Source organism: Kitasatospora sp. Ki12 (assembly GCF_054601375.1).
In genome coordinates this window covers 1,066,179-1,092,283 of sequence record NZ_BAAIHT010000001.1, presented here as the reverse complement: position 1 = coordinate 1,092,283, position 26,105 = coordinate 1,066,179, and the positions used below count along the sequence as shown (strand labels likewise).

At 75.4% G+C, this 26,105-nt stretch carries 20 protein-coding genes; 10 read left to right on the top strand and 10 right to left on the bottom strand.

Going from position 1 to position 26,105, the window contains the following annotated elements; all coding sequences use genetic code 11:
- The first annotated feature begins 24 nt into the window (after nucleotides 1-24).
- Nucleotides 25-999, top strand: a complete 975-nt coding sequence (locus ACYP53_RS04590; RefSeq protein ID WP_189915602.1) for a DMT family transporter — start codon at nucleotides 25-27, stop codon at nucleotides 997-999.
- Nucleotides 1,000-1,066: 67 nt separating this feature from the next.
- On the opposite strand, the gene corA is transcribed toward ACYP53_RS04590, so the two are convergent.
- Complete coding sequence (gene corA / locus ACYP53_RS04585) at nucleotides 1,067-2,188, bottom strand: magnesium/cobalt transporter CorA (RefSeq protein ID WP_189915603.1); 1,122 nt, start codon at nucleotides 2,186-2,188, stop codon at nucleotides 1,067-1,069.
- Nucleotides 2,189-2,617: 429 nt separating this feature from the next.
- Between corA and ACYP53_RS04580 the strand changes: the two genes are divergently transcribed.
- Nucleotides 2,618-3,259 carry a suppressor of fused domain protein gene (locus ACYP53_RS04580; RefSeq protein WP_189915604.1) on the top strand — a complete coding sequence of 214 codons (642 nt, stop codon included), beginning with the start codon at nucleotides 2,618-2,620 and terminating at the stop codon, nucleotides 3,257-3,259.
- A gap of 142 nt (nucleotides 3,260-3,401) precedes the next feature.
- On the opposite strand, the gene ACYP53_RS04575 is transcribed toward ACYP53_RS04580, so the two are convergent.
- From ACYP53_RS04575 to ACYP53_RS04555, 5 genes are all read right to left on the bottom strand, one after another.
- Nucleotides 3,402-4,262: a PHP domain-containing protein gene (locus ACYP53_RS04575; protein WP_459646687.1), complete on the bottom strand. Its 861-nt coding sequence runs from the start codon at nucleotides 4,260-4,262 to the stop codon at nucleotides 3,402-3,404.
- A 94-nt stretch (nucleotides 4,263-4,356) separates the two neighbouring features.
- Entirely contained in the window at nucleotides 4,357-4,995 is a 639-nt protein-coding gene (locus ACYP53_RS04570) for a DUF6758 family protein (RefSeq protein ID WP_189915606.1), read from the bottom strand.
- Between the two features lie 307 nt (nucleotides 4,996-5,302).
- The gene (locus ACYP53_RS04565) at nucleotides 5,303-5,461 is read right to left on the bottom strand and encodes a hypothetical protein (RefSeq protein ID WP_157849739.1); all 159 of its coding nucleotides are present in this window, start codon (nucleotides 5,459-5,461) and stop codon (nucleotides 5,303-5,305) included.
- A 402-nt stretch (nucleotides 5,462-5,863) separates the two neighbouring features.
- On the bottom strand, nucleotides 5,864-6,739 hold the full coding sequence (locus tag ACYP53_RS04560; protein ID WP_189915607.1) for an alpha/beta fold hydrolase: 876 nt from the start codon (nucleotides 6,737-6,739) through the stop codon (nucleotides 5,864-5,866).
- A gap of 398 nt (nucleotides 6,740-7,137) precedes the next feature.
- The gene (locus ACYP53_RS04555) at nucleotides 7,138-9,201 is read right to left on the bottom strand and encodes a DEAD/DEAH box helicase (protein ID WP_459646686.1); all 2,064 of its coding nucleotides are present in this window, start codon (nucleotides 9,199-9,201) and stop codon (nucleotides 7,138-7,140) included.
- A gap of 696 nt (nucleotides 9,202-9,897) precedes the next feature.
- Here ACYP53_RS04555 and ACYP53_RS04550 point away from each other — a divergent pair.
- Nucleotides 9,898-10,629, top strand: coding sequence for a ferritin-like fold-containing protein (locus ACYP53_RS04550; RefSeq protein ID WP_189915609.1), 732 nt, complete (start codon nucleotides 9,898-9,900; stop codon nucleotides 10,627-10,629).
- A gap of 18 nt (nucleotides 10,630-10,647) precedes the next feature.
- On the opposite strand, the gene ACYP53_RS04545 is transcribed toward ACYP53_RS04550, so the two are convergent.
- The 3 genes from ACYP53_RS04545 to ACYP53_RS04535 form a co-directional block, all read right to left on the bottom strand.
- Nucleotides 10,648-10,974, bottom strand: a complete 327-nt coding sequence (locus ACYP53_RS04545) for a hypothetical protein (protein ID WP_189915610.1) — start codon at nucleotides 10,972-10,974, stop codon at nucleotides 10,648-10,650.
- 140 nt (nucleotides 10,975-11,114) lie between these two features.
- Nucleotides 11,115-11,342, bottom strand: a complete 228-nt coding sequence (locus ACYP53_RS04540) for a DUF3107 domain-containing protein (RefSeq protein ID WP_189915611.1) — start codon at nucleotides 11,340-11,342, stop codon at nucleotides 11,115-11,117.
- A 130-nt stretch (nucleotides 11,343-11,472) separates the two neighbouring features.
- Nucleotides 11,473-12,132 (bottom strand): TetR/AcrR family transcriptional regulator, encoded by a 660-nt coding sequence (locus tag ACYP53_RS04535; protein WP_189915612.1) that lies wholly within the window; start codon nucleotides 12,130-12,132, stop codon nucleotides 11,473-11,475.
- Between the two features lie 218 nt (nucleotides 12,133-12,350).
- On the opposite strand from ACYP53_RS04535, the gene ACYP53_RS04530 reads away from it, so the two are divergent.
- From ACYP53_RS04530 to moeZ, 5 genes are all read left to right on the top strand, one after another.
- Entirely contained in the window at nucleotides 12,351-13,253 is a 903-nt protein-coding gene (locus ACYP53_RS04530; protein WP_459646685.1) for an alpha/beta fold hydrolase, read from the top strand.
- Between the two features lie 438 nt (nucleotides 13,254-13,691).
- Complete coding sequence (locus tag ACYP53_RS04525; protein WP_459646684.1) at nucleotides 13,692-15,365, top strand: DUF3492 domain-containing protein; 1,674 nt, start codon at nucleotides 13,692-13,694, stop codon at nucleotides 15,363-15,365.
- A complete protein-coding gene (locus tag ACYP53_RS04520; protein WP_459646683.1) occupies nucleotides 15,365-16,453 on the top strand; it encodes a hypothetical protein in 1,089 nt (362 codons plus the stop codon). The genes ACYP53_RS04525 and ACYP53_RS04520 overlap by 1 nt, the downstream gene beginning before the upstream one ends.
- A gap of 144 nt (nucleotides 16,454-16,597) precedes the next feature.
- Nucleotides 16,598-17,617 carry an NAD-dependent epimerase/dehydratase family protein gene (locus ACYP53_RS04515; RefSeq protein ID WP_189915616.1) on the top strand — a complete coding sequence of 340 codons (1,020 nt, stop codon included), beginning with the start codon at nucleotides 16,598-16,600 and terminating at the stop codon, nucleotides 17,615-17,617.
- 232 nt (nucleotides 17,618-17,849) lie between these two features.
- Nucleotides 17,850-19,028 carry an adenylyltransferase/sulfurtransferase MoeZ gene (gene moeZ, locus ACYP53_RS04510; RefSeq protein WP_189915617.1) on the top strand — a complete coding sequence of 393 codons (1,179 nt, stop codon included), beginning with the start codon at nucleotides 17,850-17,852 and terminating at the stop codon, nucleotides 19,026-19,028.
- Nucleotides 19,029-19,104: 76 nt separating this feature from the next.
- Here moeZ and ACYP53_RS04505 read toward each other — a convergent pair whose 3' ends face one another.
- On the bottom strand, nucleotides 19,105-21,852 hold the full coding sequence (locus ACYP53_RS04505) for a flippase-like domain-containing protein (protein ID WP_459646682.1): 2,748 nt from the start codon (nucleotides 21,850-21,852) through the stop codon (nucleotides 19,105-19,107).
- 134 nt (nucleotides 21,853-21,986) lie between these two features.
- Here ACYP53_RS04505 and ACYP53_RS04500 point away from each other — a divergent pair, with 134 nt between their 5' ends.
- Nucleotides 21,987-22,364 carry an MGMT family protein gene (locus ACYP53_RS04500; RefSeq protein WP_189915618.1) on the top strand — a complete coding sequence of 126 codons (378 nt, stop codon included), beginning with the start codon at nucleotides 21,987-21,989 and terminating at the stop codon, nucleotides 22,362-22,364.
- Between the two features lie 82 nt (nucleotides 22,365-22,446).
- Nucleotides 22,447-25,974, top strand: coding sequence for an ATP-dependent helicase (locus tag ACYP53_RS04495; RefSeq protein WP_459646681.1), 3,528 nt, complete (start codon nucleotides 22,447-22,449; stop codon nucleotides 25,972-25,974).
- Nucleotides 25,975-26,105 lie beyond the last annotated feature (131 nt).

Sequence of the window (26,105 nt, the reverse complement as noted above, 5' to 3'; positions counted from 1 at the left end):
TTGGCGCGCCACGGGCCTTACCGTATGAGCCGCCCCAGCCACCGCGACCAGCAGAGGAGCGCCGTGCCCGCCGCCCGGCCCGCGACCGCCCCCGCCCCCGCTTCCGCACCCGCCGCCGACGCGCGCCCGACGCACCCGCTCCCCACCCTCGACCTGCTGCTGCTCGCCGTCTCGATCGGCGGCATCTCGCTGTCCGGCCCGCTGATCAGCGCCACCGCCGCGCCCGCGCTGGCGATCGCCTTCTGGCGCAACGTCATGTCGGTGGGCGTCCTCGGCCCGTACGCGCTGCTGCGCCACCGTGCCGAACTGCGCGGGATCGGCCGCCGGGCGTTGCTGCTCGCGATCGCCGCCGGGACACTGCTCGGCGTCCACTTCGCGCTGTGGATGCCCAGCCTGCGGATGACCTCGGTGGCCTCGGCCACCGCCCTGGTCACCACCACCCCGCTGTGGACCATCCTGCTGATGCGGCTGATGGGCGTCCGGGCGCCCCGAATGGTCTGGCTGGGCACGGTCGTGGCCTTCGCCGGCGTGCTGGTGCTGACCGGGGTCGACCTGTCGCTCTCCCCCCGCGCGCTGCTCGGCGACGCGCTCGCGCTGGCCGCCGGACTGGCCGCGGCCGGGTACATGCTGCTGGGCGCCGAGGTCCGCAAGACCGTCAGCACCACCGGGTACACCCTGGTCTGCTACGCCACCACGGCGGTGGTCCTGCTCGGCATCTGCCTGGTCGCCGGGACCCCGCTGGCCGGGTGGCCGGCCGGGGTGTGGTGGCAGATCGTGCTGCTGATGGTCGCCGCCCAGCTGCTCGGCCACTCGCTGAGCAACCGGGTGGTGCGCACCCTCGGACCGTCGGTCACCTCCACCGCGATCCTGCTGGAGACCCCGGGGGCGGCGCTGATCGCGGCCCTCTGGCTGGGGCAGTGGCCGCCGGCGGCCGCGTACCCGGCGGTGGTGGTGATCCTGCTCGGGCTGGTCCTGGTCGCCCGCGGCGGTCGGCGCTGACGCCTGCCGCGGTCGGCGCCGACGCCTGCCGCGGTCGGCGTGAGAGCCCGCAGAGCCGTCGGAGCCGTCAGAGCCAGCCGTTGCGGCGGAACCCCCGGTACATCCCGACGCAGATCAGCACGATCGCGCCGAGCACCGTCGGGTAGCCGTACTTGTGGTGCAGCTCCGGCATGTACTCGAAGTTCATGCCGTAGACGCCGGTGATCATGGTGGGCACCGCGAAGATCGCCGCCCAGGCGGTGATCTTGCGCATGTCCTCGTTCTGCGCCACCGAGACCTGCGCCAGGTTGGCCTGCAGCAGCGAGTTCAGCAGCTCGTCGAAGCCGTGCACCTGCTCGGCGACCCGGGCCAGGTGGTCGGCGACGTCCCGGAAGTACTTCTGGATGTCCGGGTCCACCAGGCGCTGCAGCGGCTCGGACAGCTGCTGCATCGGGCGCAGCAGCGGTACCACGGCGCGCTTGAACTCCAGGACCTCGCGCTTGAGTTGGTAGACCCGGCCGACGTCGGAGCTGCGGCCGCCCTTGGCCGAGAAGACGCCGTACTCGATCTCGTCCACGTCGTTCTGCAGCCGCTCGGCGACCAGCAGGTAGTTGTCCACCACGTGGTCGGCGATCGCGTGCAGCACCGCTGCGGGGCCCTTGGCGAGCAGCCCGGTCTCGTCCGCGTCGGCCTCCAGGCGGTGGCGCAGCTCCTGGAGCGAGCCGTGGCCGCCGTGCCGGACGGTGATCACGAAGTCCCGCCCGGCGAACACCATCAGTTCGCCGGTCTCCACCACCTCGCTGGTGGGCGTGAGCTGGTCGTGCTCGACGTAGCGGATGGTCTTGAAGACGGCGAACAGCACGTCGTCGTAGCGCTCGACCTTGGGCCGCTGGTGCGCGTGCACCGCGTCCTCGACCGCGAGCGGGTGCAGCCCGAAGCGCTGGGCGATCCCCTCGAACTCCGCCTCGGTCGGCTCGTGCAGCCCGATCCAGCTGAACGAGCCGGTGCCCTCCGGGAGTTGCTGCTCGGCCTTGACCCGGCGGGCGGCCTCGCGCGGGCTGCAGGTCACGCCCTTGCGCTTGCCGTGCTGGTAGACCGCGCAGTCGACGACCGCCGAGCCGGCGCCCTCGGGGAGGACGTCGTACACCCCGGACGCGCCGCGGCGGCGGTTGGTGCGGACGGCGGCACGCAGGCTGTTGATCATCGACATGGCAGGCTCCCAGGGGCAGGGAGCCGTCGCAGGGCGGCGCGGAAGGAGAAACGTTCGGCCGCAGTACGACGGCGAAGAACACCGGTGACAGGGGGATGAATGTGCTCTCCCGGCCGGTCCGTCCGCCGTGGGCCTGCGCCCGGGGCTACCGCGGCTGAATCAGCCGATTGGGCCTGCGGGGCGCGGGGTACGGGGAAGTCGGGGCCGGGCAGAGCTGCCGGTACTGCATGGTCGGCCGGTATCCACCGCAACCACCTCCTTCGCGCCGCCGCCCCGGAACGGAAGAATTCCGGTGGCCAGTCGCTCACCCTAACATCTGACCGGCCATCGGCGCCGAGGGGTTCCCCAGGCTTTACTGGTCCTTGACGGGCCGACCCTCCGGGACGCCCGCACGCGGCCCCCGTGCCCCCGCGGGTTACGCTCACCGGCATGGCCCACGACTTCCCGCTCTTCGGCGATCCCCACGGCGGCAGCTCCCCGGAGCTCTCCCGGGAGGCGGTGCTGGCCGCCGTCGAGGCCCGGCTGATCGCCACCTTCGGCGAACCGAGCGGCCGCGCCGCGGTCACCTTCCTCGGCACCGACCGGATCGAGGTGCTGCGCTTCGGCCCCGACGCCGAGGGCCTGGTGCGGTACGCCACGCTCGGGATGGCCGCCGCGCCGATGGCCGACCCGACCGCCGCGGTCGCCGACCAGCTGCGCGGCCCGCGCGTCGAACTGCTGCTGACCGTGCGCGGCGGGCGCGACGGCGTCCTGCGCAGCCTGGCCACCTTCGCCGCGACCCCGCAGGTCGAGGGCCTGGTGGTGGCCCCGGGCGGTTCGCTGGACCTCGGCGCCCCGCTCTGGGACGGCGCGCCCTTCACCTCGGTGCTGGCCGCCGAACCGGGCGGTCTGGTCGAGGACCTGGAACTGGCCGAGCCGGCCGAGCCGGTCCGCTTCCTGCCGCTGCTGCCGATGACGCCCAACGAGGCGGGCTGGAAGCGGGTGCACGGCGCGGCCGCGCTCCAGGAGCGCTGGCTGAACCAGGGCACCGACCTGCGCGATCCGGAGCGCCGGGGCGTCCGGCTGGACTGACGGGGGCCGGCGGCGTTCCTTGCTGACGACCGCTCAGGCAGGTCGTGGGCGGGTCCCGTTCAGCGGGACCGGCCAGGGCGTGCGGGGTGCGCCCACACGCCCCCGCCGCGCCCCGCGCACCGGAGCGCGGCGGTCCGTACGCTCAGCGCTCGATCGGCTTCGCGCCGGTGGCCTGCGCCAGCAGCGCCTCGTACACCGCCGGGTCGGTGGTGTGCTCGCCGAGCCGGACGGTCTTGCGGGTGCCGTGGTAGTCGCTGGAGCCGGTGACCAGCAGGCCCAGCTCGCCGGCCAGACCGCGCAGCCGCACCCTGGTCTCCTCGTCGTGGTCGGTGTGGTCGACCTCCAGCGCGGCCAGCCCGGCCGCCGCGAGCTCGGCGATCACCGCGTCCGGGACCGTCCGGCCGCGCTTCACCGCGCCGGGGTGCGCGAACACCGGCACCCCGCCGGCCGCCCGGACCAGCCGGATCGCCTCGATCGGGTCCGTCTCGTGCTTGCGGACGTCCGCCCGGCCGCCGTTGGCCAGCCACTGCGGGGTGAAGGCGTCCGAGACGGTGGCCACCACGCCCGCCTCGACCAGCGCGCTGGCGATGTGCGGCCGGCCGACCGAGCCGGCGCCCGCGATCCGTCGCACCTGGTCCCAGTCGATGTCCGCGCCGAGCTCCCGGCAGCGCTCGACGATCGCCCGCCCGCGCCGGAACCGGTCGGTGCGCACCAGTTCCCGCTCGGCCGCGAACTCCGACTCCTCGGGGTCGAACAGGTACGCCAGCAGGTGCATGCTGACGCCGTCCACCACGCAGGACAGCTCGGCGCCCGGGACGACGGTCAGCCGGGCGCCTTCGGGCAGCGCGTGCACCGCCCCGGCGGCCTCGGCGTGGCCGGCCACGGTGTCGTGGTCGGTGAGCGCCACGACGTCGAGGCCCGCGGCGACCGCCGCCGCGACCAGCTCGGCCGGGCTGTCGGTGCCGTCGGAGGCGTTGCTGTGGGCGTGCAGGTCGATGCGCACGGGGCGGCTCCTGGGGGCTCGTGGGTGCCGCCAGGATAGGCCGTCCGGGCGAGCCCGGCCGGGGTCGGCCGAGCCGCCGGGCAGCCGCAGGGGGTCAGCCGAGCAGCCGGGGGGAGAGCGCCCCGCAGGGCAACAGGTCCAGTTCGGCACCGGCCTCCCGCAGATCGGTCAGCACCAGCTCGTCGTACATCACCAGCGCGGACTGCTCGGGCCAGGCGATCGCCCAGAGCCACAGTCCGCGGGCCTCGCCGACGAACACCGCGCGGTCGGCCGGGGCGTCCGGCACGTGGAACATCGGGGTGGGGCGCCCGGCGGCCATCAGCTTGGCGTCGGCGGGCTTGTAGAGGCCGACGGAGTCCCCCGGGTCCGGCCCGGGGAGCCCGGCGTAGCGGGCGCCGAGCCCGACCCCCAGCTCCTCGGCCACCAGTACCAGCTCGCCGAAGCCGCCGAGCGGCGCCGGACCGGAGCAGGCGACGGCGGTGGCCCTGGCCCCTGAGACGTCGTCCCCGACGTGGGCGATCCCGGTGTACAGCCAGCCGACCGGGAGCGGCCAGGGCAGCCAGACGGGGACCTGCGAACGGACGACGGCGACGCCGAGGGCCTCGACACTCGGGGGCAGCACGGGCTGCATCGGGTGCACCGCTCCGTGCCGGTCACACTGCCAGGTGTCGGAGAACAGACCGGGGGCGCGGACCCGACCGGCGCACCTCGGGCAGCTTGGCTCGCCCCTCATAGCCGACAACGCTCCTCCCTCCGGACCGCCGCGTCAAGGACGATCACCCGTACGGAGGGCTCGGCGGAACCTGTCGGTGGCGGACGCCCGGCCGGTGCCGGGTGGGCGCGGCGCGGACGGTTCCCGTTGGGGGAATGTCCCGTGACGGGCGGCGGCAAACGTCCGGACGCCGACCCCGGACGCACTGACGCCCCGTCATCGGCGATCGCGGTGACGGGGCGTCAGTCGGGTATCGGAACGTCCGGATCGGACGCTCCCGGCTCGTCTGCGGCGGGTGGGGCCTCCCGGTCGGAGCCGCCGCGCGGGGTCAGACGGTCGGGCACGGCCGGATGAGCAGGCGTTCGCCGGTACGGGCGGCGGCCTGGACGTGCTCGCGGACGGTCGCGGCGTCGGCGATCAGACGGTCGGTGGCGGAGCCGTTGGCGTCGTCCAGTCGGACGATCTCGAAGCGCATGGTCTTCGTCATGGGCGTCTCCTTTCCTGGCCCCGCGGGGCGGGGCGATAGCGGCTGAGTGGGTATCAGCCCTTTCGGGGTCTTGCGGGTCCGGCGGAACGGCCGGACCGGCCGGGTCGTACGTTCGGCGGCCTGCTGCGGCAAGGGCTCCCCCTGCTTGCCTGGTGCGTCCAGTGCCTCATGAACCACGGTGTCGCGGTGGTGCTACCGGACCGTTGCCCATCCGTGAAGTCCAGGTTTCGGGTGATGCGCGTCGGCGTCGAGGCCGACGATGATTCCCGGACAGAATCAAAGATTACCGTAACTAACGACTTTTGTCCTGTGTTGAAGGTGGTCGAAGTTCCAAGAGTGGTACAGACCACGCCCAGGTGGGGGGCTTGACGAGGGCCGGTCGGGCCCGGGGTCGGGTGCCGGTCAGGCCCAGAACGCGGCCAGAGCGTCGGCGGTCACGGCCGGCTGCTCGGCGTTGGGGGAGTGCCCCGCGTCCGCGACCACCACCCGGCGGGCACCCAGGCGCTCGGCCATCACGCTCTGCTCCGGGACCGGCCAGGCGTAGTCCCGCACCCCCGACAGCACCAGCACCGGCAGCCCGGCGGTGACCGCGGCCAGCTCGTCCACCCGGTCCGGCGCGGCCACCAGATGGGCGCCGGTGACGGACAGCGCCCGCGGCACATTGGCCAGCCAGCGGCGGTGCAGGAACTCGGCGACGGCCGGCTCCAGGCTCGGCCGCGGCTGCCCGCTGTCCGCCTCCAGCTGCCGCATGACCTGCCAGATCTCCTCCAGGCCCATCATCCCCAGCGCGTCCACCAGCAGCTTGGTGCGGGCCGCCTCGGCCGGGTCGATCGCGCCCGGCCCGGTCGACATCAGGGTCAGCGAGCGCCACGGCAGCGGGCCGTCCGCGGCGGCGGCGAGCACCGCCTCCCGCACCACCTGGCCGCCGAAGGAGTGCCCCAGCAGGTGCAGCGGCCCGCCGTCCGCCGCCAGCGCCGCGGTCAGCGCCCGCACGTCCGCGCCCAGCTCGCCGACCGCGTACGCGGCCGGGTCGTCCGGCCCGCCGGTCTCGTACTGCCCCCGCTGGTCCACGGCGGTCACCCGGTACCCGGCCGCGGCCAACGGCTCCAGCAGCCCGATGAAGTCCTCCTTGCTGCCCGTGAACCCCGGCACCAGCAGCGCCGACCCCCGCACCGCCCCCACCGGCTCCGCCCGCAGCGCCGCGAACTCCCCGCGCCCGGTCACCACCCGCTCGGCCCGCGCACACCCGGGCAACCTCAGAAACGGCGGCGTGCTCATGGCCTGTTCTCCCTGCTCTCCTACCTACGACTCCCCGACGCCCCCGAGCTTAGGCCGTCCCGTGGCAGCCGCCCGGGCCCTGGCCCTGCGGGGGAACGGCAGGCGGGTCCAGGCGGTCGGCCGCCCGCCGTTGCCTGTCAGGGCCGCGCGGCACTGCCTCGCCGGCGGTGTGGCATGTGGCGTCTGCCGACGGTGCGGCGGGGTGGGGACCCGGCGGGGTGCGGTCGGTGCTCGGTTGTGCTCGGGGCGGGTGGCGCGCGGTCCGGCCCGGGGTGCGGTGCCTGCCGGTTGTGGCAGGTGGTCGGGGAGGGCCGGGTGTTCCCGGGGCGGGAACGCCCGAGGGGGCGGGCCGGGCCGGTGGCCTGGCTCGCCCCCTCGGGGGTGGTGGTGCGCCGGTGTCAGCTCTCCGGGGTCGCCTCGACGGTCGCGGCGGCCTTGCGGGCGCGGGTGCGCTTGCGCGGGGCCGGGACCTCGGCGGCGGCGTCGGCGGCCGGGGCCTCCGGCGCCTCCGGGGCGGCCTCGGCGGCCTTGCGGGTGCGGGTCCGCTTGCGCGGGGCCGGCTTCTCCTCGGCGGCGGCCTCGGCCGGAGCCTCGGTGACCGCGGCCTCGGCGACGGCCTCCGCGGCCTCCGCCTTCGGCTTCCGGGCCCGCGTCCGGGTGGCGGGCTTCTCGGCGGCCGCCTCGGCGGGGGCCTCGACGACCTCGGCCTTCGGCTTGCGGGTCCGGGTGCGGGTGGCGGGCTTCTCCTCGACCGGGGCCTCGGCCGCAGCCGGGGCCTCGACCGCGGCCTCGGTGACCGCGGCCCCGGCGACGGCCTCGACGGCCTCCGCCTTCGGCTTGCGCGTCCGGGTACGGGTCCGGGCGGCGGGCTTCTCCTCCGCGGGCGCCTCGGCGACGACGGCCGGAGCGGCCTCGACCACCGGGGCGGCCTCGACGACCGGGGCGGTCACGTCGGCCGTCGCGGTCTCGACGGCCGGGGCCGCCTCGCCCGCGGCGCCGCGCGAACGGCGGCGGCGGCGACGCGGCGCGGCCTCGCCCTCGGCGCCCTCGACGGCCGGGGCCGGAGCCGCCACGGCGGTCTCGGCCACGGTGCCGGCGGCCTCGCCCTCGGCGAGCGTCGAGCCCCGCCGGGTGCGGCGGCGCTCACGGGTGCGGCGCGGCTTCTCCTCGGTCTCGACCGGTGCGGCGGCGGCCGGACGGCCCGGGCCGCCCGGCTTGCCCTGCCCGGCGCGGCCGCGGTCGGAGCGGCCGGAACGGCTGCCGCGTCCGCCGGTCTCGCCGAGGTCCTCGACCTCTTCGGCGTTGAGTCCGGCACGGGTGCGCTCCGAGCGCGGCAGGACACCCTTGGTGCCCGGCGCGATCTTCAGCAGCTCGTACAGGTGCGGCGAGGTGGAGTAGGTCTCCTCCGGGTCGTTGAACGACAGCTCCAGCGCCTTGTTGATCAGCTGCCAGCGCGGGATGTCGTCCCAGTCGACCAGGGTGACGGCGGTGCCGGAGGCGCCGGCCCGGCCGGTGCGGCCGATCCGGTGGAGGTAGGTCTTCTCGTCCTCGGGGCACTGGTAGTTGATGACGTGCGTGACGCCCTCGACGTCGATGCCGCGGGCGGCCACGTCGGTGCAGACCAGCACGTCGACCTTGCCGTTGCGGAAGGCCCGCAGGGCCTGCTCGCGGGCGCCCTGGCCGAGGTCGCCGTGGACCGCGCCGGCCGCGAAGCCGCGCTGGGTCAGCTGGTCGGAGACGTCGGCGGCGGTGCGCTTGGTGCGGCAGAAGATCATCGCGAGTCCGCGGCCGTCGGCCTGCAGGATGCGCGAGACCATCTCGACCTTGTCCAGCGAGTGGGCGCGGAAGATGTGCTGCTCGGTGTTGGCGACGGTGGCGCCGGTGTCGTCCGGGGCGGTGGCCCGGATGTGGGTCGGCTGGCTCATGTACCGGCGGGCGAGGCTGATGACCTGGCCCGGCATGGTGGCCGAGAACAGCAGGGTCTGCCGCTTGGCCGGCAGCATGGTGATGATCTTCTCGACGTCCGGCAGGAAGCCGAGGTCGAGCATCTCGTCGGCCTCGTCGAGGACCAGCGCGCGGACCTTGGACAGGTTCAGCTTCTTCTGCCCGGCGAGGTCGAGCAGTCGGCCCGGGGTGCCGACCACGATGTCGACGCCCTTCGTGAGCGCCTCGACCTGCGGCTCGTACGCCCGGCCGCCGTAGACGGCGAGGACGCGCACGTTGCGCACCTTGCCGGCGGTCTGCAGGTCGTTGGTGACCTGGGTGCAGAGCTCGCGGGTCGGGACGACGATCAGCGCCTGCGGGAAGTCGGAGAGCTGCTCCTCGGTGGCGCGGCCGGCGTCCACGTCGGCGCGCACGATGGCCCGCTCGATCAGCGGGAGGCCGAAGCCGAGGGTCTTGCCGGTGCCGGTCTTGGCCTGGCCGATGACGTCGTGGCCGGTCAGCGCGACCGGGAGGGTCATCTCCTGGATGGGGAAGGGATGGACGATGCCGACGGACTCGAGCGCCTCGGCGGTCTCCGGGAGGATCCCGAGGTCCCGGAAGGTCGTCTTGATGGGTTCAGCGGTGGTGGACAGGGTGCTGCCTCTTCCGTGTGGAGGGGCCGAGAGCGAGCGGCGGGCGGGCAGCCGCGCGGCTGCGTACGGGCCTGGGCGGCCCTGATGACAGCTGCGCGGACGCACAACCGCGCCGGTCCCTGCGGCCGGCCGGTGCGCGCTGCCCTGATGCGGGGCGCGTCGCCGGCGGCGTCGGGGAGGATTCCCTTGAGGGACCTGCGCGGGACCTTCGCCAGGGGGCGTGGTCTCGGCGGCCCTCGCTCGGCCACTGATGCGGTGCCAAGGCTTGAGGTCCAAGCCATGGTCGGAGCCGATCGGCTCTCCGACCGGGCATCCGCGTACGTGAGTCCCCGTGCCTCCGGTGCGGACACGTCCGGCTGGACGGTGCCGCTTGGGAGCGGGCTTGCGCGGGGTACCGAGACGGCGGTGACTCCGTGCGAGCACGACGGGGCTCCGTACCACCATACAGTCAGGCGACGACTCGAACACGTGACGCGTCTGACATTGCCCCGGGCAAGCACCGCGAGACGGGCCGGTCCGGCCGGTCACCGGGGTACGGCCGGTGGTGGGGGAGCGGGCCGTACGGGACTAAGCTGGCAGGTCATGGAGACCCAAGGTGAGACGCAGGACGACGCCGAGCCCGGCTCGATCGGCGACTGGGCCGCGTGCTCGGCCGACCCCGGCTACCGGGCGGCGGTGCTGGATCTGCTCGGTGCGCTCGCGTACGGCGAGCTGAGCGCCTTCGAGCGGCTCGCCGAGGACGCCAAACTGGCGCCGGACCTCGCCGACAAGGCGGCCCTGGCCCGGATGGCCTCCGCCGAGTTCCAGCACTACCAGCGCCTGCACGACCGGCTGGCCGAGGTCGGTGCCGATCCGCAGGAGGCGATGCGGCCGTTCGTCGAGCCGCTGGAGCTGTTCCACCGGATGACGGCGCCCTCGGACTGGCTGGAGGGCCTGGTCAAGGCGTACGTCGGCGACGCCATCGCGACCGACTTCTACCGCGAGGTGGCGGTCCGGCTGGACGACGACACCCGTGACCTGGTGCTGGGCGTCATGTCCGACACCGGGCACGCGCAGTTCGCGGTGGACAAGGTTCGTGAGGCGATCGAGGCCGACCCGCGGTCGGGCGGCCGGCTGGCGCTGTGGGGCCGGCGGCTGATGGGCGAGGCGCTCAGCCAGGCGCAGCGCGTGGTCGCGGAGCGTGACGCGCTGTCCAACCTGCTGGTCGGCGGGGTCCGGGTGCAGGGCTTCGACCTGGTCGAGGTCGGCAAGATGTTCAACCGGATCACCGAGGCGCACACCAGGCGGATGGCCGCCCTGGGCCTGGCCAGCTGATCGAGCTGATCGACCGCGTCACGCGGGCCGGTGCCGCCGCGGTGCGCGGTGGGCGCCGGCCCGGTGCGGGTGGTGCCGGTGCGCCGGGGCCCGCCCGGCGGCCAGGTCGGGCCGGGCCAGCAGCGAGGTGAGCACGCCCGAGGCCAGCGCGGCGGCCGCGACCGAGGCCGCGGGGTAGTGCCCGTCCAGGCAGAAGTGGGCCACCGCGCCGCCGGCCAGGGCCGCTGCGAGCGCGGTGCCGAGGGTCAGGCCGCGGGCGGCCCGGAAGTACGAGGGCAGGGCGAGCAGCGCGGTGGCGCCCGTGACCAGGCCGACGAGGGCGAAGGCGATCGACTCGACCAGCAAGACTGCCTCCCGGGGGGACGGGGCTGCGGCTCCGTCGCCGCACTCGTCGCCGTACCCAGTCGCACCCGGCCGTACACGCAGCGGTGCCCCGCTCCCCGGTGAGGGGGCGGGGCACCGGTCGTGACTGTGCGGGCGGCGCCTCAGAGGGTGCCGAAGCCGACCTTGCGGACGGCCTGCTCGCCGATCTCCACGTACGCCAGGCGCTCGGCCGGGACGATGACGCGGCGGCCGTGCTCGTCGGTCAGCGCGAAGAGCTTCTCCGTGCCGTCCAGGGCCTTCGCGACCGCGTCCTGGACCTCATCGGCAGTCTGCGAGCTCTCGATCACGATCTCGCGCGGTGCGTTCTGCACACCGATCTTGACCTCCACGGCTTCCGTCCCTCCGGGTTGCAGCCTCTACGCGCGGACACCGGACCGCCTGGGACAAGCGTTCGTGGCGACCGCGCCGTACGGCTTCACCATAGAGCACCGGATCACGGAGCAGACGAAGGTCGGCGGATCACCCCTGGTGGGCACCCTCGCCGGGCTGGTCGGTGGGGTGCATCGGGAAGCCCTTCAGGCCGCGCCAGGACAGGCTGGCGACCAGCCGGACCGCCTCGTCGCGGGGGATCTCCAGGCCCTGCGAGAGCCAGTAGCGGGCGGTGATCTGGGCCAGGCCGCAGACGCCCGCGGCGAGCAGCTTGGACTCGGCCTCGGGCAGGTCGGTGTCCTCCTGGATCACCTTGCTGACCAGCGTCGCGCTCGCCTCGGAGGCCCGCTCGACCCGCTCACGCACGGCCGGCTCGTTGGTCAGGTCCGACTCGAAGACCAGGCGGAAGGCGCCGGACTCGCTGGAGACGTAGTTGAAGTACGCCTCCATGGTGTTGGCCACGCGCTGCTTGTTGTCGGTGGTGGTCGACAGGGCGTCGCGGGTCGACTCGACCAGGGCGTCGCAGTGCTTGTCCAGCAGCGCCAGGTAGAGCTCCAGCTTCCCGGGGAAGTGCTGGTACAGCACCGGCTTGCTGACCCCGGCACGGTCGGCGATGTCGTCCATGGCGGCCGCGTGGTAGCCCTGCGCGACGAACACCTCCTGGGCGGCACCGAGCAGTTGTTCACGGCGGGCGCTTCGCGGCAGGCGGGCACCGCGCGGGCGCTCCTGCGCCTCCTGGATGGCCGTCACGGCGCTCCTCACTTCGGGTCTGTTCGGGGCTGGCAAGGTGGCCGATTCTACTTTTCGGTAACCGCGCCCGCGTTCGGCGTGGGCGAGAAAAGACGGCGGCCTGGTTGTCAGGAGCCCACAATACGGCGCTGACCTCGGCATCGGCAGTGGTGTGACGGGGGAAGGAACGGCCGGACCGCCGGGGGTCCGCGGGCCGGGGCTCACTACCATCGTCCTCCATGAGCAGCGCTGAGCAGCAGGTACGCACGGTCGAGGTCCCCGGCGCGGTGCTCGCGGTGCACCGCCCCGCTCCCGACGGCGTCGCCGACGGGCGCGAGCCCGGCCTCTTCGTGCACGGTCTCGGCGGCTCGGCCGCCAACTGGACGGCGCTGATGGACCGGCTCTCCGGCCTGGTCGACGGCGAGGCCGTGGACCTGCCCGGCTTCGGCCGTTCCGCCCCGCCCACCGACGGCAACCTCACCGTCTCCGGACACGTCCGCGCGGTGATCGGCTACCTGGAGGCGGCCGGCCGCGGCCCGGTGCACCTGTTCGGCAACTCCCTGGGCGGCGCCGTCGCCGTCCGGCTCGCCGCGCTCCGCCCGGACCTGGTGCGCAGCCTCACGCTGGTCTCGCCCGCCCTGCCCGAGCTGCCCCCGCAGCGCTCCGCCTGGCCGACCGGCCTGCTCGCGGTGCCCGGGGTGCCGGCGGTGCTGCGCCGGCTGGCCGCGAACGGGCGGGACGTCGAGGCGGCCACCGAGGACCTGCTGCGGCTGGTCTACGGCGACCCGAGCGGGCTGAGTCCGGTGGCCCGGGCCGAGGCGGTCGCCGAGTACCGGCGCCGGCTGGAGGTGCCGCACGCGATGCCGGCGCTGGTCGGCTCGGCCCGCGGCATCGTCTCGGCGTACACCGAGCGCGGCGACCAGGCGCTGTGGCGGCAGGCCGAGCAGGTGGCGGCGCCGGTGCTGCTGGTGTACGGGCTGCGCGACAAGCTGGTCGCCTACCGCTCGGCCCGCCGGGCCTGCGCGGCCTTCGCGGACGCCCGGCTGCTGGTGCTGCCGGACTCCGGGCACGTGGCGATGATGGAGCACCCCGACGAGGTCGCCCGCGCCGTACGGGAGCTGATCGCGCACACCGCGGCCTGAGCGGGCTGAGCGGGCGGGGTCGGCGGAGGCGGCGGAGCGCGGGCGGCCGCGGGTAGCGCCCGGTAACGGCCCGGTCGGGGCCGAGGTCACGGCGGTTCACTCGTTCAGGTGGCAGCCAGGCATGTGACCGATGGATTGCCCGGGGCCGGTCCTACCTTTCTGCTGTCGGACCGAACAGGTGTGGGGGAGCCGTGCCGCCGGAGGCCCCGGCGGGCCGGGCCCGGCCGCCGGAGCGGGCGGTCGCCCGGGGGTACGGAACGCGGCGCGGCCGCGCCCGGGCCGTCGGACCGCCGCACGGGGTGCCGCGGCGCGGGCCCGGCCGACGCACTCCCCGGCCGTCCCCGCCGGGCGGGCCCCGGCCACCGTCCGGGCCGCTCGGCCGTCCGTCGATCCCGTCCGTGATCCGCCCGTGGATCCGCTCTGTCCTGGAGGTCTCCCGTGCGCGTTGCCCTGCTCACCGAGGGTGCCCGTCCGCATCCCCCGCGTGGCGCCGGAGGCTGGTGCGACCGGCTGGCCGAGGGCCTCCCGGAGCACGACTTCGAGCTGTACCTGCTGACCGGACCGCAGGGACCGACGGCCGGGGCGCGGCCGTCGCCGGTCTGGCGCGGGGTGCGGGAGACGGCGCTCTGGGGGCGCCGGCCGGGCGGCCGGGCGCCGGGCGCGCTGCGCAGACGCCGGTACGCCGGGGCGTACGAGGAGCTGGTGCGGGCGCTGGTGCTGCCGGGGGAGCGGGCCGGGTTCGGGCCGGGGCTGTACCGGCTGGCGGCGTCGGCCCGGGAGGACGGCGCCCTGCCCGCCTTCCTGGCCTCCGCGCACGCCCGCCGGATCCTGGAGCGGACCTGGCGGCTGCCCGGCGCGGACACCTCGGCCGGGCAGCCGCTGGTGCGCGACGTGCTGGTCGCGGCCGACCTGCTGGAGCAGTGCCTGCGGCCGCTGTCCGCGCCCTGGTACGGCACCGGCCCGGGCGGCCTCGGCGCGGCGGACCTGTGCCACGTGGTCGGCGGCGGGCCCGCCGCGCTGCCCGCCCTGGTGGCCAGGCAGCTGCACGGGGTGCCGTTCGTGGTCACCGAGCACGGCCTGCACCTGCGCGAGCAGTACCTCGGCCACCCGCCCCGAGCCGACGGGCGCGCCGGTGCCGGGAGCAAGGAGCGGCCGACGGGCGACGACCGGCGGCAGTGGGCGGGCCACGAGGCGCCGTACCGGTGGCCGGTGCGGGCGCTGCTGCTGTCCTTCTTCCGGGCGCTCACCGGGGAGACCTACCGGCAGGCCGCCGTGCTGACCCCCGGCAGCGTCCACGACCAGCAGTGGCAGCGCCGCTGCGGGGCCGACCCGGCGCGCACCCGGGTGGTGTACGAGGGGACGACGGCGGTGGAGCGCCCGGCCGCCGGCCCGGAGCCGGCCGTGCCGACCCTGGTGTGGGCGGGCGCGCTGGAGCCCGGCCGGGACCCGGAGCTGGTGCTGCACGCCTTCGCCCGGGTCCGCGCCGAACTTCCGGGCGCCCGGCTGGTGCTGTACGGCGAGGAGACGGCGCCCGGCTACCGGGCGCACTGCGCGGCGGTGGCGGAGCGGCTGGGGGTGGCCCCGGCGGTGGACTTCGCCGGGCGTCCCGCCGCGCTCGCCGAGGTCTGGGAGGCCGGCACGGTGGCGGTCTTCTCGGCGCTCTCCCAGCGCCGCCCGCGGCTGCTCGCGGACGCGATGCTCAGCGGCCGGGCGGTGGTGTCCACCGACGTCGGGGTGGCCCGCGAGGTGGTCGGGCCGACCGGGCTGCTGGTGCCCGCCCGTGACCCGGGCGCCCTCGCCGGTGCCTGCCTGGCGCTGCTGCGCGACGAGGAGCGGCGGGCCCGGCTCGGGCTGGCCGGGCGGCTGCGGGCGCAGGAACGCTTCGGCGTCGAGCGGGTGACCGGTGCCTTCCGGGAGATCTACCTGGAGCTGGTCTCGCAGTACCCGGCCTTCCCGGACGGCGGGGGTGGCGGCGAGGGCGGCCCGGCGCCGCGCCCGTTCGCCCGGCCCGCCGAGTACTGGCTGGCGGACGGCCGGGCCGGCGCCCCGGAGGACGGCGGCGGCGACACCGCCGGCGCCCGGGGCCCCGCCGAGCTCGCGGAGGCGGTCTGATGTCCGGCACCGCCTCGCTCGGCGGCAGCGCGGACCCGGTGCGCGAGGTGATGGCCGAGCACCGGGAGCTGTGCGAGCGCGCCGTCGACCCGCTGGAGATCGCCGCCGGGCTGGAGGAGGCCGGGCTCGGCCCGGACGCCGCCGCCCGCTGCCGGCACGCCGACCTGTTCTCGCTCGCCGAGGAGCTGTACGCCCGGGTGCCCCGCCGCCCGCCGCCGCCCGGGCCGGTCGGGCCGCGGCGGCGCGGGGCCGCCGCCCGGGCCGCGCTGACCGCCGCCGCGCTGGCCGTGCTGCCCTGCGCGGGGGTGGCCGCGCTCGGTGCCCGCTGGCCGGTGCTGCTGCCCGCCGCGGTGCCGCTGGTGCTGCTGCCCGTGCTGACCGCGCCGCCGGCCGGGTCCGTCCCGCCGTTCGTCCTGCCGCGCCGCCCGGCGGACCCGCTCGGGCCGGTGCCGCTGCCGCGGTGGCCCGCCGGCTCCCGGTGGCGCCCGGCCGCGTTGGGGTACGGGCTGGGGCTGGCCGCGCTGCTGCTGCTCCCGCTGGCCGCGCCGGGCGGGGACCGGTCGACGGCCGTCGCGCTGGCGCTGGCGGCGGCGGTGTCGGCCGGGTCCGCCGAGCGCGCCGCCCGCTGGTACCGGCAGGTCGGCCACGGGCACCTGGGCGCGGCGGCGACCCTGGCCGAGTTCCGCTCCCGGATGCGGCCGGTGCTGCCGGTCGCGGTCGCCCTGCACCTGGCGGTGCTCGGGGCGCTGAGCTTCGCCGCGCTGGCGGTGTCGGCCGTGGTCGCGCCGCGCCCCGGGCCGGGCCACGGCGGCGGGCTGCTGCACCTGGCGGCCGAGCGGGCCGGCCCGGTGCCGTGGGCGGCGCAGGGCGTGCTGGGCCTGCTGCTGGTGCTGCCCGCGCTGCTGGCGCGCTGCGGCCGGCCCGGGGCCGCGGCGCTGGGCGCGCCGGCCGGGGCCGCCGCGACGCTCGGGCTGCTCGTCCTGGGCCGGCCGCTGCCGTCGGCCCTCCTGCTCGGCGGCGGTGCCGTCGCGGCGGCGCTGCTGGCGTACGCCGGGGCGGTGCTGGGCCGGGCCGGCTCGCACCGCTGATCCGCCGCGCGCGATCCGTCCCGTGCGGTCCGCGCTCCCGTGCGGTCCGCCCCGGTGCGGGCCGCCGCCGGCCCCGTTTCGTCCGTTCGTTGATTTCAGTCCGCCAGGTCGTCCCCGACCTAGCTTCGTGGAAGGACGCCCCCGATGAGGGTGCTGCTGCTGGGCGCCGACGGCTTCATCGGCCGCCGGGTCACCGACCGTCTGCTGATGGACCAGGAGTTGCAGGTGACGGTGCTCGGCCGGCGCGACTCGGCCGACATCCGCTTCGACCTGACCACCGGGAGCCCGGGCGCGCTGGCCCGCTTCCTGGACGCGGTCGCGCCGCAGGTGGTGATCAACTGCGCGGGCGCCACCTACGGCAGCTCGCGCACCCTGATCCGGTCGAACACGCTGGCCGTCGCCACGGTCTGCGAGGCGATCCGGCGCAGCCGGGAGCCGGCCCGGCTGGTGCACGTCGGCTCGGCCGCCGAGTACGGGCCGGTGCCCGGCGGGGTGCCGGTCTCGGAGCAGGCCGAGCCGCGGCCGGTCGGCCCGTACGGGGTGTCCAAGCTGGCCGGGACGGAGCTGGTGCTGGCCTCCGGGCTGGACGCGGCGGTGCTGCGGGTCTTCGACGTGGTGGGGCCGGGGGCGCCGACGGCCTCGCTGTTCGGGCGGCTGGCGGAGGGCCTGCGGCGGGCGCTGGAGCGGGACGAGCACCAGGTGCGGATGCCGGACCTGTCCGGATACCGGGATTTCGTCGACGTCCGGGACGTCGCGCGGGCCATCCAGGCGGCGGCGGTGTCGGCCGCCACCGGGGTGGTCAACATCGGCAGCGGCCACGCCGTCCGGGCCCGGGACGCGGCCCAGCTGCTGGTGCGGGCCTCGGGCTTCGAGGGGTCGATCGTCGAGGAGAACCGGCAGGTCCTGCTGCCCGCGCAGGTCGGCGGGCCGGTCGGCGACCACCTCCCCGGCCACCACCACCCGCCCGGCCAGTACCTGCCGGGCCACCTGCCAGGGCACCGCGCGGAGGGCCAGCGGCCGGAGGGCCGGGCGGTGCCGGGCGAGCCGGTGCCGTGGCGGCAGGCGGACGTGCGCACCGCCAGGGACCGTCTCGGATGGCGGACGCAGGTGCCGCTGGAGGAGTCGCTGGGGGACGTCTGGCTGGAGACGGCCTGCCGGGTCTGAGTCCGCTCCGGGGGTGCCCCGGGGCCCGGGAAACCGGGGCTCGGGGCACCTGTGGGCGGCCGCGGGCCGGTTCCACGATCCGGCGCGGCCCGTCTCGCCCACCGGACGGGCTGTCTCGGAATAGTGGTGGGGCGTGACACTGTTGGCCTAGACAGCCACCCGAGTGGCGGTGCACCAACCCCACATCGCGGCTGGCCATGGCCATCCGAACAAGACACCCATCGGAGTCCCCGTGTCGTTGCCACCCCTGGTCGAGCCGGCCGACGAGCTCAGCGTCGATGAGGTCCGCCGGTACTCCCGCCACCTGATCATCCCCGACGTGGGCATGGCCGGGCAGAAGCGGCTGAAGAACGCCAAGGTGCTGTGCGTCGGCGCCGGCGGTCTCGGCTCGCCCGCCCTGCTGTACCTGGCCGCGGCCGGTGTCGGCACGCTGGGCATCGTCGAGTTCGACGTGGTCGACGAGTCCAACCTGCAGCGCCAGATCATCCACGGGCAGTCGGACGTCGGCCGTTCCAAGGCGGAGTCGGCGCGGGACTCGGTCAAGGAGATCAACCCCTACGTCGACGTGGTGCTGCACGAGGAGCGCCTCGACAACTCCAACGTCATGGAGATCTTCTCCGGCTACGACCTGATCGTGGACGGCACCGACAACTTCGCCACCCGCTACCTGGTGAACGACGCCGCGGTGCTGCTCGGCAAGCCGTACGTGTGGGGCTCGATCTACCGCTTCGACGGCCAGGCCAGCGTGTTCTGGGCCGAGCACGGCCCCTGCTACCGCTGCCTGTACCCGGAGGCCCCGCCGCCGGGCATGGTCCCTTCCTGCGCCGAGGGCGGCGTGCTGGGCGTGCTGTGCGCGTCCATCGGCTCGATCCAGGTCAACGAGGCGATCAAGCTGCTGGCCGGCATCGGCGAGCCGCTGGTCGGCCGGCTGATGATCTACGACGCCCTGGAGATGAACTACCGCCAGGTGAAGGTCCGCAAGGACCCGAACTGCGCCGTCTGCGGTGAGAACCCGACGGTCACCGAGCTGATCGACTACGAGGCCTTCTGCGGCGTCGTGTCGGAGGAGGCGCAGGCCGCCGCCGCCGGCTCGACCGTCACCTCGGCGCAGCTCAAGCAGTGGCAGGACGACAAGGAGGACATCTACCTCATCGACGTCCGCGAGCCCGGCGAGTACGAGATCGTCAACATCCCCGGTGCGGTGCTGATCCCCAAGAACGAGTTCCTGATGGGCGACGCGCTGGAGAAGCTGCCGCAGGACCGGAAGATCGTGCTGCACTGCAAGTCGGGCGTGCGCTCGGCCGAGGTGCTGGCCGTGGTGAAGGCCGCGGGCTTCGCCAACGCCGTCCACCTGGGCGGCGGCGTGCTCGGCTGGGTGAACCAGATCGAGCCGCACAAGCCGGTCTACTAGACCCCGTGTGACATGACGGAGGGCCCCGCCGACCGGCGGGGCCCTCCGTCATGTCCGGCGCCGGGCCCGGGGCGGCTCAGAGCGCCTGCCGGCGCTGCAGCACGTTGTAGGCGATCCAGCCCGGCAGGACGGGCAGCCAGAAGGTGAGCGCCCGGTAGAGGAAGACCGCCGGGGTGGCGACCGCGGGGGACACGTCCGCGACGGTCAGGGCGCCGATCAGGGCGACCTCGACCGGGCCGATGCCGCCCGGGGTGGGGATCGCCGAGCCGGCCGCGTTGGCGGTCAGGAAGACCACCGCCACCGCCGAGAAGCTGATGTTGCCGCCGAAGGCCTGCACCGAGAAGTCCAGGCAGGCGGTGAACGACAGGGTCAGCAGCAGGATGCCGCCGAAGCCGGTGAACAGCTTGCTGGGCGTCTGCATCAGGTCGAGCATCCGCGGCACCACGCCGAAGAACAGCGAGCGCAGCCGGCCCAGCACGAACCGGCGCAGCGGGGCGACGGCGGCCACCACCAGGGCGAGCACCGCGGCGGTCAGCACGCCGATGATCACCGCGCGGGAGGCCGAGAGGTCGCCGTTGGTCTGGCTGCCGGTGATCAGGCCGAAGCTGAACAGCAGCAGCAGGTGGCCGGCCAGGCCCGCCAGCTGGGAGGCGCCGACCGAGGCGACCGCCTGCCCGGAGCGGATGCCCGCCTTCTGCAGGTAGCGGGTGTTGAGCGCGATGCCGCCGATCGCCGCGGGCGCGACCAGCTTGACGAAGGAACCGGCCAGCTGGGCGGCGACGGTGCGCCGGAACGGCAGCCGCTCCGGGACGAAGCCGGTCAGGCTCATCGCGGCGGCGACGTAGCTGAAGGCCGCCGCGAGCAGGGCGGCCGCCGCCCAGGCCCAGTTCATCTGGGAGAGCTTGAGCTGGGCCGGCTTGATGGTGGTCAGGGCCAGGTAGGCGGCGAAGGTGAGCGCGATCACCATGATCAGGCTCTTCGGCTTCAGCCGCTCCAGCTTGGCCGGCTCCATCGGCGCCTCGGGGGCGATCTGCAGGATCTGGCCGCGGATGCGGCTCAGCAGGTCCTCGCCCGCTACCGCGATGTCCTCCTCGGCCTGCTGCTGGGTGCGCTCGCCGGCCGCGACCTGCTCCAGCGCCCTGGCCCGGGCGGTGGCCTTGCGCTCCTTGCCGAGCTTCGCCAGGTCGACCCTGGTGGAGCGGCTCATCCCGACCGGCTGGAGCAGCGGCAGCGCCTGGGCGACCCGCTCGGCGCCGAGCACCGCGTTGGCGGTGGCGACGGCCCGCTCCGGGCCGATCCGCAGGGCGAAGGTGGTGAGCAGCTGGGCGACGTCGATGCGCAGGGTCAGGTCGGTGGCGGCGATGTCCCCGCCGGAGAGGTTGACCAGGCAGCCGGTCCGGTCGTCCACCACCAGCAGCGACTCGCCGGTCAGCCGGCGGTGGGCGATCCGGCGCTCGTGCAGGGCCGCCACCGAGCGCCAGATCGAGGCCATCACCGGGTCGGTGACCTCCTCGTCGGCCAGCTCGTCCAGGGTGCGGCCCTCGACGTTCTCGTACACCAGGATCGCCGCGTCCGGGCCGAGCTCGGAGGTGGCGACCAGCTGCGGCGCGTGGGCGCCCGAGGCGGCCGCCGCGTACGCGATCAGGGCCTCCTGCTCCAGCGCCTGGCGCAGCGACTGCGGGCTGCGCCGGACCGCGACCGAGCGCAGCCGCAGCCGCCGCCAGGCCCGGTAGAAGAAGCCGGAGGCCTGCTGCTCGCGGTCGATGATGTGGACGTCCAGGGGCGGGCCGCCCTGCTGGGTGACGAAGTAGCGGCGGGTGCCGCCGGGGGCGTCGGGGGCCCGGTGGGCGCCGTCCGGGGTGAAGCCGACCTTGCGCAGGCCGATCATCAGGTGCTGGCCGGTGGGCCGGATGTTGGGGGAGCCGATCGCGTACAGCGTGCCGTAGGCGACGGACCAGCCGATCAGCACGGTGAGCATCAGCGACAGCGGGGTGGTGTAGCCGCCGAGGAGCTCGGTGACGCCGCTGAAGACGACCACCACCCACAGGGCGACCCGCCAGCGCGGTCTGCTCGACATGCCGACGGCGGTCATGTAGGCGATCACCGGCGCCAGGTAGCCGTGCACCGGGTCGGTGAGGGTGCCGTTGCTGTCCAGCGGCAGCCGGGTCAGCGCGTCGCGGATGTGCTCGGAGGCGCCCTCGGCCACCCACCAGTCGATGCCGAGCGAGACGCCGTACGCGAGCACCGAGGCGAGCACGCCGTCGGCGACCCGCAGGCCGTCGCGTTTGATCAGCCGTTCGACGGCGAAGGCCAGCGGCACGGCGAGCACCGCGACGCTGGAGACCAGGCCGGTGATGGTGGAGAGCACCGCGGAGAAGTGCGGCGCGTTGGTGGCGATGTCCTGTTCGATGCCGGTGGTGGTCGAGGTGGCGATGCCGGCCAGCACGAAGACGGCGACTATCCCGAAGACGCCGGCCAGGAAGCGGATCAGGTCGGACGGGCGGTGCGCGCGGGCGGCGAGCAGCGGCTCGTCGACGTCCAGGTGCGGGGCGTCGTCCAGCGGGTCCTGGTCGTGGTCCTGGGCGTCGGGCAGCGGCCGTGGGGCGGACGGTGCCGGGACGGCCGGCGGCGGGGCGGCGGCCTCCGGCGGTTCGGCGGCCGGCGCGGGTACGGGGGGCTTGATCGTCCGGTCCTTGACCAGGGAGACTTCCGGTACCGGGCCCTGCTCGGGCCGGTCCTCGGCCCCGCCGTCGGGCGGCGGGGGCACGGCGGCAGCGGACTCGTCGGAGTCCTTGTCCACGCCCACGTCAGCCGTCCCGGTCATCTGGTCTTGTCCTCGTATCACCACTCACCGCCCCGAAGATGGTGGCATGCCCCGGCCCCCCGTGCTGGACAGGGGGCGGATCGGGCGCGGCGTTGCGTTCGCACCGGACCGCGGGCGGGCCCCCGTGAGGAAGAATGCCGCAGGTGACGGACGCAACAGACGACGGCCTCCCGGACGCCCTGCCGCCCTTCGCCGAACTCGTACTCGACCTGACCGAGCGGATTCCACCCGGCAGGGTGATGACGTACGGCGACGTCGCCGAGTACCTCGGCCAGGGCGGGCCCCGGCAGGTCGGCCGGGTGATGGCCCTGTACGGCGGCTCGGTGCCCTGGTGGCGGGTGATCCGCGCCGACGGCCGCTTCCTGCCCGGGCACGAGCACCGCGCCCTCGCCCACTACGGCGAGGAGGGCACCCCGCTGCGCGAGCTCGCCGACCCGCCCCGGGTCGACCTCCGGCGGGCCCGCTGGGACGGGCGGGAGATTTCCCCGAACCCTCCGCGCGGACGGGAATGACGGGGGAGGATCGTAGGCTCGATGAGGGCGGGCCCCGGCGGGCCCGCCCCGCCATGCCCTGTCCGACCCCCAGGATCAGCTGTTGACTTCCCCCTACCGGCTCGTGCGCAACCCGCTCGTCCAGCCCGACCCGCCCGTGCTGGACGCCTACCAGCGTGCCGTGGTCGAGCACGCCGACGGGCCGCTGCTGGTGCTGGCCGGGCCCGGGACGGGCAAGACCACCACTCTGGTCGAGGCGGTCGCCCGGCGGATCACGGACGGCACCGACCCCGAGCGGATCCTGGTCCTCACCTTCAGCCGCAAGGCCGCGATGGAGCTGCGCGACCGGATGTCGGGCCGGCTCGGCGGCGCCGCGGCCGCCCCGCAGGCCACCACCTTCCACTCCTTCTGCTACGCCCTGCTGCGCGCCCACCAGGACCCGCACGACTACGCCGAGCCGCTGCGGCTGCTCTCCGGCCCCGAGCAGGACGTCATGGTCCGCGAGCTGCTGGCCGGCGGCGCCGAGGACGCCCGGCTCGGCAGCTCCCGGATCGCCTGGCCGCTGGACCTGCGGGCCTGCCTGACCACCCGCGGCTTCGCCGACGAGGTCCGCGCCGTCCTCGCCCGCAGCCGCGAGCTCGGCCTCGGCGAGGCCGAGCTGGAGCGCTTCGCCGAGGGCGTCCAGCGCCCCGACTGGGCGGCCGCCGCGCACTTCCTGGCCGACTACCTCGACGTGCTCGACCTGCGCGGCGTCCTCGACTACGCCGAACTCGTCCACCGCGCGGTGCTGCTCGCCGAGCGGCCCGAGGTCGAGGAGGAGCTGAGGCAGCGCTACGACGTGGTCTTCGTCGACGAGTACCAGGACACCGACCCCTCCCAGGTCCGGCTGCTGCGCCGGCTCGCGGGCGACGGGCGCGACCTGGTCGCGGTCGGCGACCCCGACCAGTCGATCTACGCCTTCCGCGGCGCCGACATCAACGGCATCCTCGACTTCCCGCAGACCTTCCGGCGCACCGACGGCGAACCCGCCGAGGTCAAGGTGCTGCGGGTCTCCCGCCGCTCCGGCGCCCTGCTGCTCGCCGCCACCCGGGAGCTCGCCCGGCGGATGCCGATGGGCCGGCTGCCCGCCGACAAGCTCGCCCAGCACCGCGCCCTGCTGCCCTCCCGCGAGGGCGGCCGGGCCGAGGTCTACACCTACCCGACCCCCGGCGCCGAGCTCGACTCGATCGCCGACCTGCTGCGCCGCGCCCACCTGGAGGACGGCGTGCCCTGGGGCGAGATGGCCGTGCTCGTCCGGGCCGGCGCCCGCTCGATACCGGGCGTGCGGCGGGCGCTCGGCGCCGCCGGCGTCCCGCTGGAGATCGACGGCGACGACCTGCCGCTGCGCGAGGAGCCCGCCGTCGCTCAGCTGCTGCTCGCCCTGCGGGCCTGCGCCGAGCAGGCGGCCTGGCAGGCCGCCCGCGACCGGCAGGGCGAGGACGACGACGCCGACAGCGCCGGTACCCCCGACCCGCTGACCACCGAACTGGCACACGCCCTGCTCACCGGCCCGCTCGGCGGCCTCGACGGCTCCGACCTGCGGCGCCTCGGCCGCGCCCTGCGCGAGGAGGAGCGGGCCGCGCTGCGTGCCGAAGGTCTCAGGGCCCGTCGGCAAACTCCCGCCTGCGGGGCGACGCCAGGGCACGCACCTCGCGGCGTTGTCGTCGGTTGCCAATGCTCCGCAGTGGCGCCCTCCTCCGCCTTGCGATGCACGCACCCTGACGCCGCCCCGCCCACCCTCCGGGCGAACGACGGGAGTTTGCCGACGGGCCCTCCCACCACCACCCCGCGCCCGGCCGGCGAGCTGATCCGCGAAGCCCTCGCCGAACCCGAGCGGCTGGTCGCCCTCGACCCCGCGTACGCTCGCCGCGCCCGCGACCTCGGGACCCTGCTGCGCAAGGTCCGGGAGCTGCTGGCCGGCGGCTGCACGGCCGAGGAGGCGCTCTGGGAGCTGTGGGACGGCAGCCGCCGCTGGCGCGAGCGCCTGGAGCGGGCCGCCCTGCGCGGCGGCGCCGCCGGCCGCAACGCCGACCGCGACCTGGACGCGCTCTGCGCCCTGTTCGAGACCGCCGCCCGCGCCGAGGAGCAGGTCACCGGTCACCGCAGCGCCCTCGACCTGCTCGCCGAGCTCGAAGCCCAGGACATCGCCGCCGACACCCTCACCGTCCGGGCCGTCCGCCCCGAGGCCGTCCGGCTGATGACCGCCCACCGCTCCAAGGGCCTGGAGTGGCGCCTGGTCGTCGTCGCCGGGGTCCAGGACGGCCTCTGGCCCGACCTGCGCCGCCGCGGCTCCCTGCTGGAGGCCGACCGGATCGGGCGCGACGGCCTCGCCGAACCGCTCTCCCCGGCCGCCCTGCTCGGCGAGGAGCGCCGCCTCTTCTACGTCGCCGTGACCCGCGCCAAGGAACGGCTGATCGTCACCGCCGTCAAGGCGCCCGCCGACGACGGCGACGAGCCCTCCCGCTTCCTGCGCGAGCTCTACCGCGAGGACGTCGTCCCCGCCACCGGCAAGGTGGTGCGCCGCACCCCGCCGGTCGTCGTCGAGGACGTCACCCACCGGCCGCGCCGCCCGCTGTCCGTCGCCGCGCTGGTCGCCGAGCTGCGCGCGGTCACCGTCGACCCGGCCCGCTCGCCCGAGCTGCGCCGCGCCGCCGCCGAACGGCTCGCCACCCTCGCCGCCGCCACCGACGAGGACGGGCTGCCGCTGGTGCCCGCCGCCCACCCGGAGCGCTGGTGGGGCCTGGACGACCCGACCGCCGCCCCCGAGCCGCTGCGCGGCGCCGACCTGCCGGTGCGGCTGTCCGGCAGCGGCCTGGAACAGCTGGAGAGCTGCTCGCTGCAGTGGTTCCTGGACAAGGAGGTCAAGGCGCGCGGCGTCGGCTCGGCCGCCCAGGGCTTCGGCAACGTGGTGCACGCGCTCGCCGACGAGGTGGGCTCCGGCCGCACCCCCGCCGACCTCGCCGTGCTCATGGAGCGCCTGGACACCGTCTGGGACGCGCTGGCCTTCGACGCGCCCTGGAAGTCCCAGCAGGAGAAGACCGAGGCCCGGTCCGCCCTGGAACGCTTCCTCAACTGGCACGTCCTGGAACGCGGCCGGGACCTCGTGGCCACCGAGCACGGCTTCGACGTCACCCTCGACGTCGGCGGCGTCTCGGTGCGCATCCGCGGCTCGATGGACCGGGTGGAGAAGGACGCGGCCGGGCGCGCCTACGTGGTCGACTTCAAGACCGGCAAGCAGATCCCCACCGACAAGTCCCTGCCCGACCACAAGCAGCTGGCCGTCTACCAGCTCGCCGTCCGGGCCGGCGCGCTCAACGAGCTGCCCGGCTTCGCCGAGCACCCGCCGGCCACCGGCGGCGCCGAGCTGGTCCACCTGCGCGAGCCCGCCGCCAAGGCCGCCCAGGACACCCCCAAGGTGCAGCACCAGGAGCCGCCCGAGGGCGGCGAGCCGTGGATCGAGAACCTGCTCGCCGAGGCCGCCGGGAAGGTCCTCGCCGAACGCTTCGTCCCGCAGACCGGCGGCGGCTGCGACCGCTGCACCTTCCGCCGCAGCTGCTCGGCCCAGCGGGACGGCGCGCAGCTGGTGGAGTAGGGGCTGCTCTGAACGTGCGCCCGCTCGCCTCCGGGCCGCTTCCGGCCCGGTGCCGACGGTCGGCGCTCCCTCGCTCCTGCGTCGCTCCCTCGCGCTCTCCCTTTCGGCACCGGCGCGGCCCTTCGGCTCGG

Bases quoted from the DNA above. Each gene is read 5' to 3' on its own strand.
- ACYP53_RS04560 (WP_189915607.1), bottom strand. From the start codon at position 6,739: ATGAGCACGCCGCCGTTTCTGAGGTTGCCCGGGTGTGCGCGGGCCGAG.
- ACYP53_RS04530 (WP_459646685.1), top strand. From the start codon at position 12,351: ATGAGCAGCGCTGAGCAGCAGGTACGCACGGTCGAGGTCCCCGGCGCG.
- ACYP53_RS04580 (WP_189915604.1), top strand. From the start codon at position 2,618: ATGGCCCACGACTTCCCGCTCTTCGGCGATCCCCACGGCGGCAGCTCC.
- ACYP53_RS04565 (WP_157849739.1), bottom strand. From the start codon at position 5,461: ATGACGAAGACCATGCGCTTCGAGATCGTCCGACTGGACGACGCCAAC.
- ACYP53_RS04505 (WP_459646682.1), bottom strand. From the start codon at position 21,852: ATGACCGGGACGGCTGACGTGGGCGTGGACAAGGACTCCGACGAGTCC.
- ACYP53_RS04515 (WP_189915616.1), top strand. From the start codon at position 16,598: ATGAGGGTGCTGCTGCTGGGCGCCGACGGCTTCATCGGCCGCCGGGTC.
- corA (WP_189915603.1), bottom strand. From the start codon at position 2,188: ATGTCGATGATCAACAGCCTGCGTGCCGCCGTCCGCACCAACCGCCGC.
- ACYP53_RS04570 (WP_189915606.1), bottom strand. From the start codon at position 4,995: ATGAGGGGCGAGCCAAGCTGCCCGAGGTGCGCCGGTCGGGTCCGCGCC.
- ACYP53_RS04590 (WP_189915602.1), top strand. From the start codon at position 25: ATGAGCCGCCCCAGCCACCGCGACCAGCAGAGGAGCGCCGTGCCCGCC.
- ACYP53_RS04550 (WP_189915609.1), top strand. From the start codon at position 9,898: ATGGAGACCCAAGGTGAGACGCAGGACGACGCCGAGCCCGGCTCGATC.
- ACYP53_RS04500 (WP_189915618.1), top strand. From the start codon at position 21,987: ATGCCGCAGGTGACGGACGCAACAGACGACGGCCTCCCGGACGCCCTG.
- ACYP53_RS04520 (WP_459646683.1), top strand. From the start codon at position 15,365: ATGTCCGGCACCGCCTCGCTCGGCGGCAGCGCGGACCCGGTGCGCGAG.
- ACYP53_RS04555 (WP_459646686.1), bottom strand. From the start codon at position 9,201: ATGACCCTCCCGGTCGCGCTGACCGGCCACGACGTCATCGGCCAGGCC.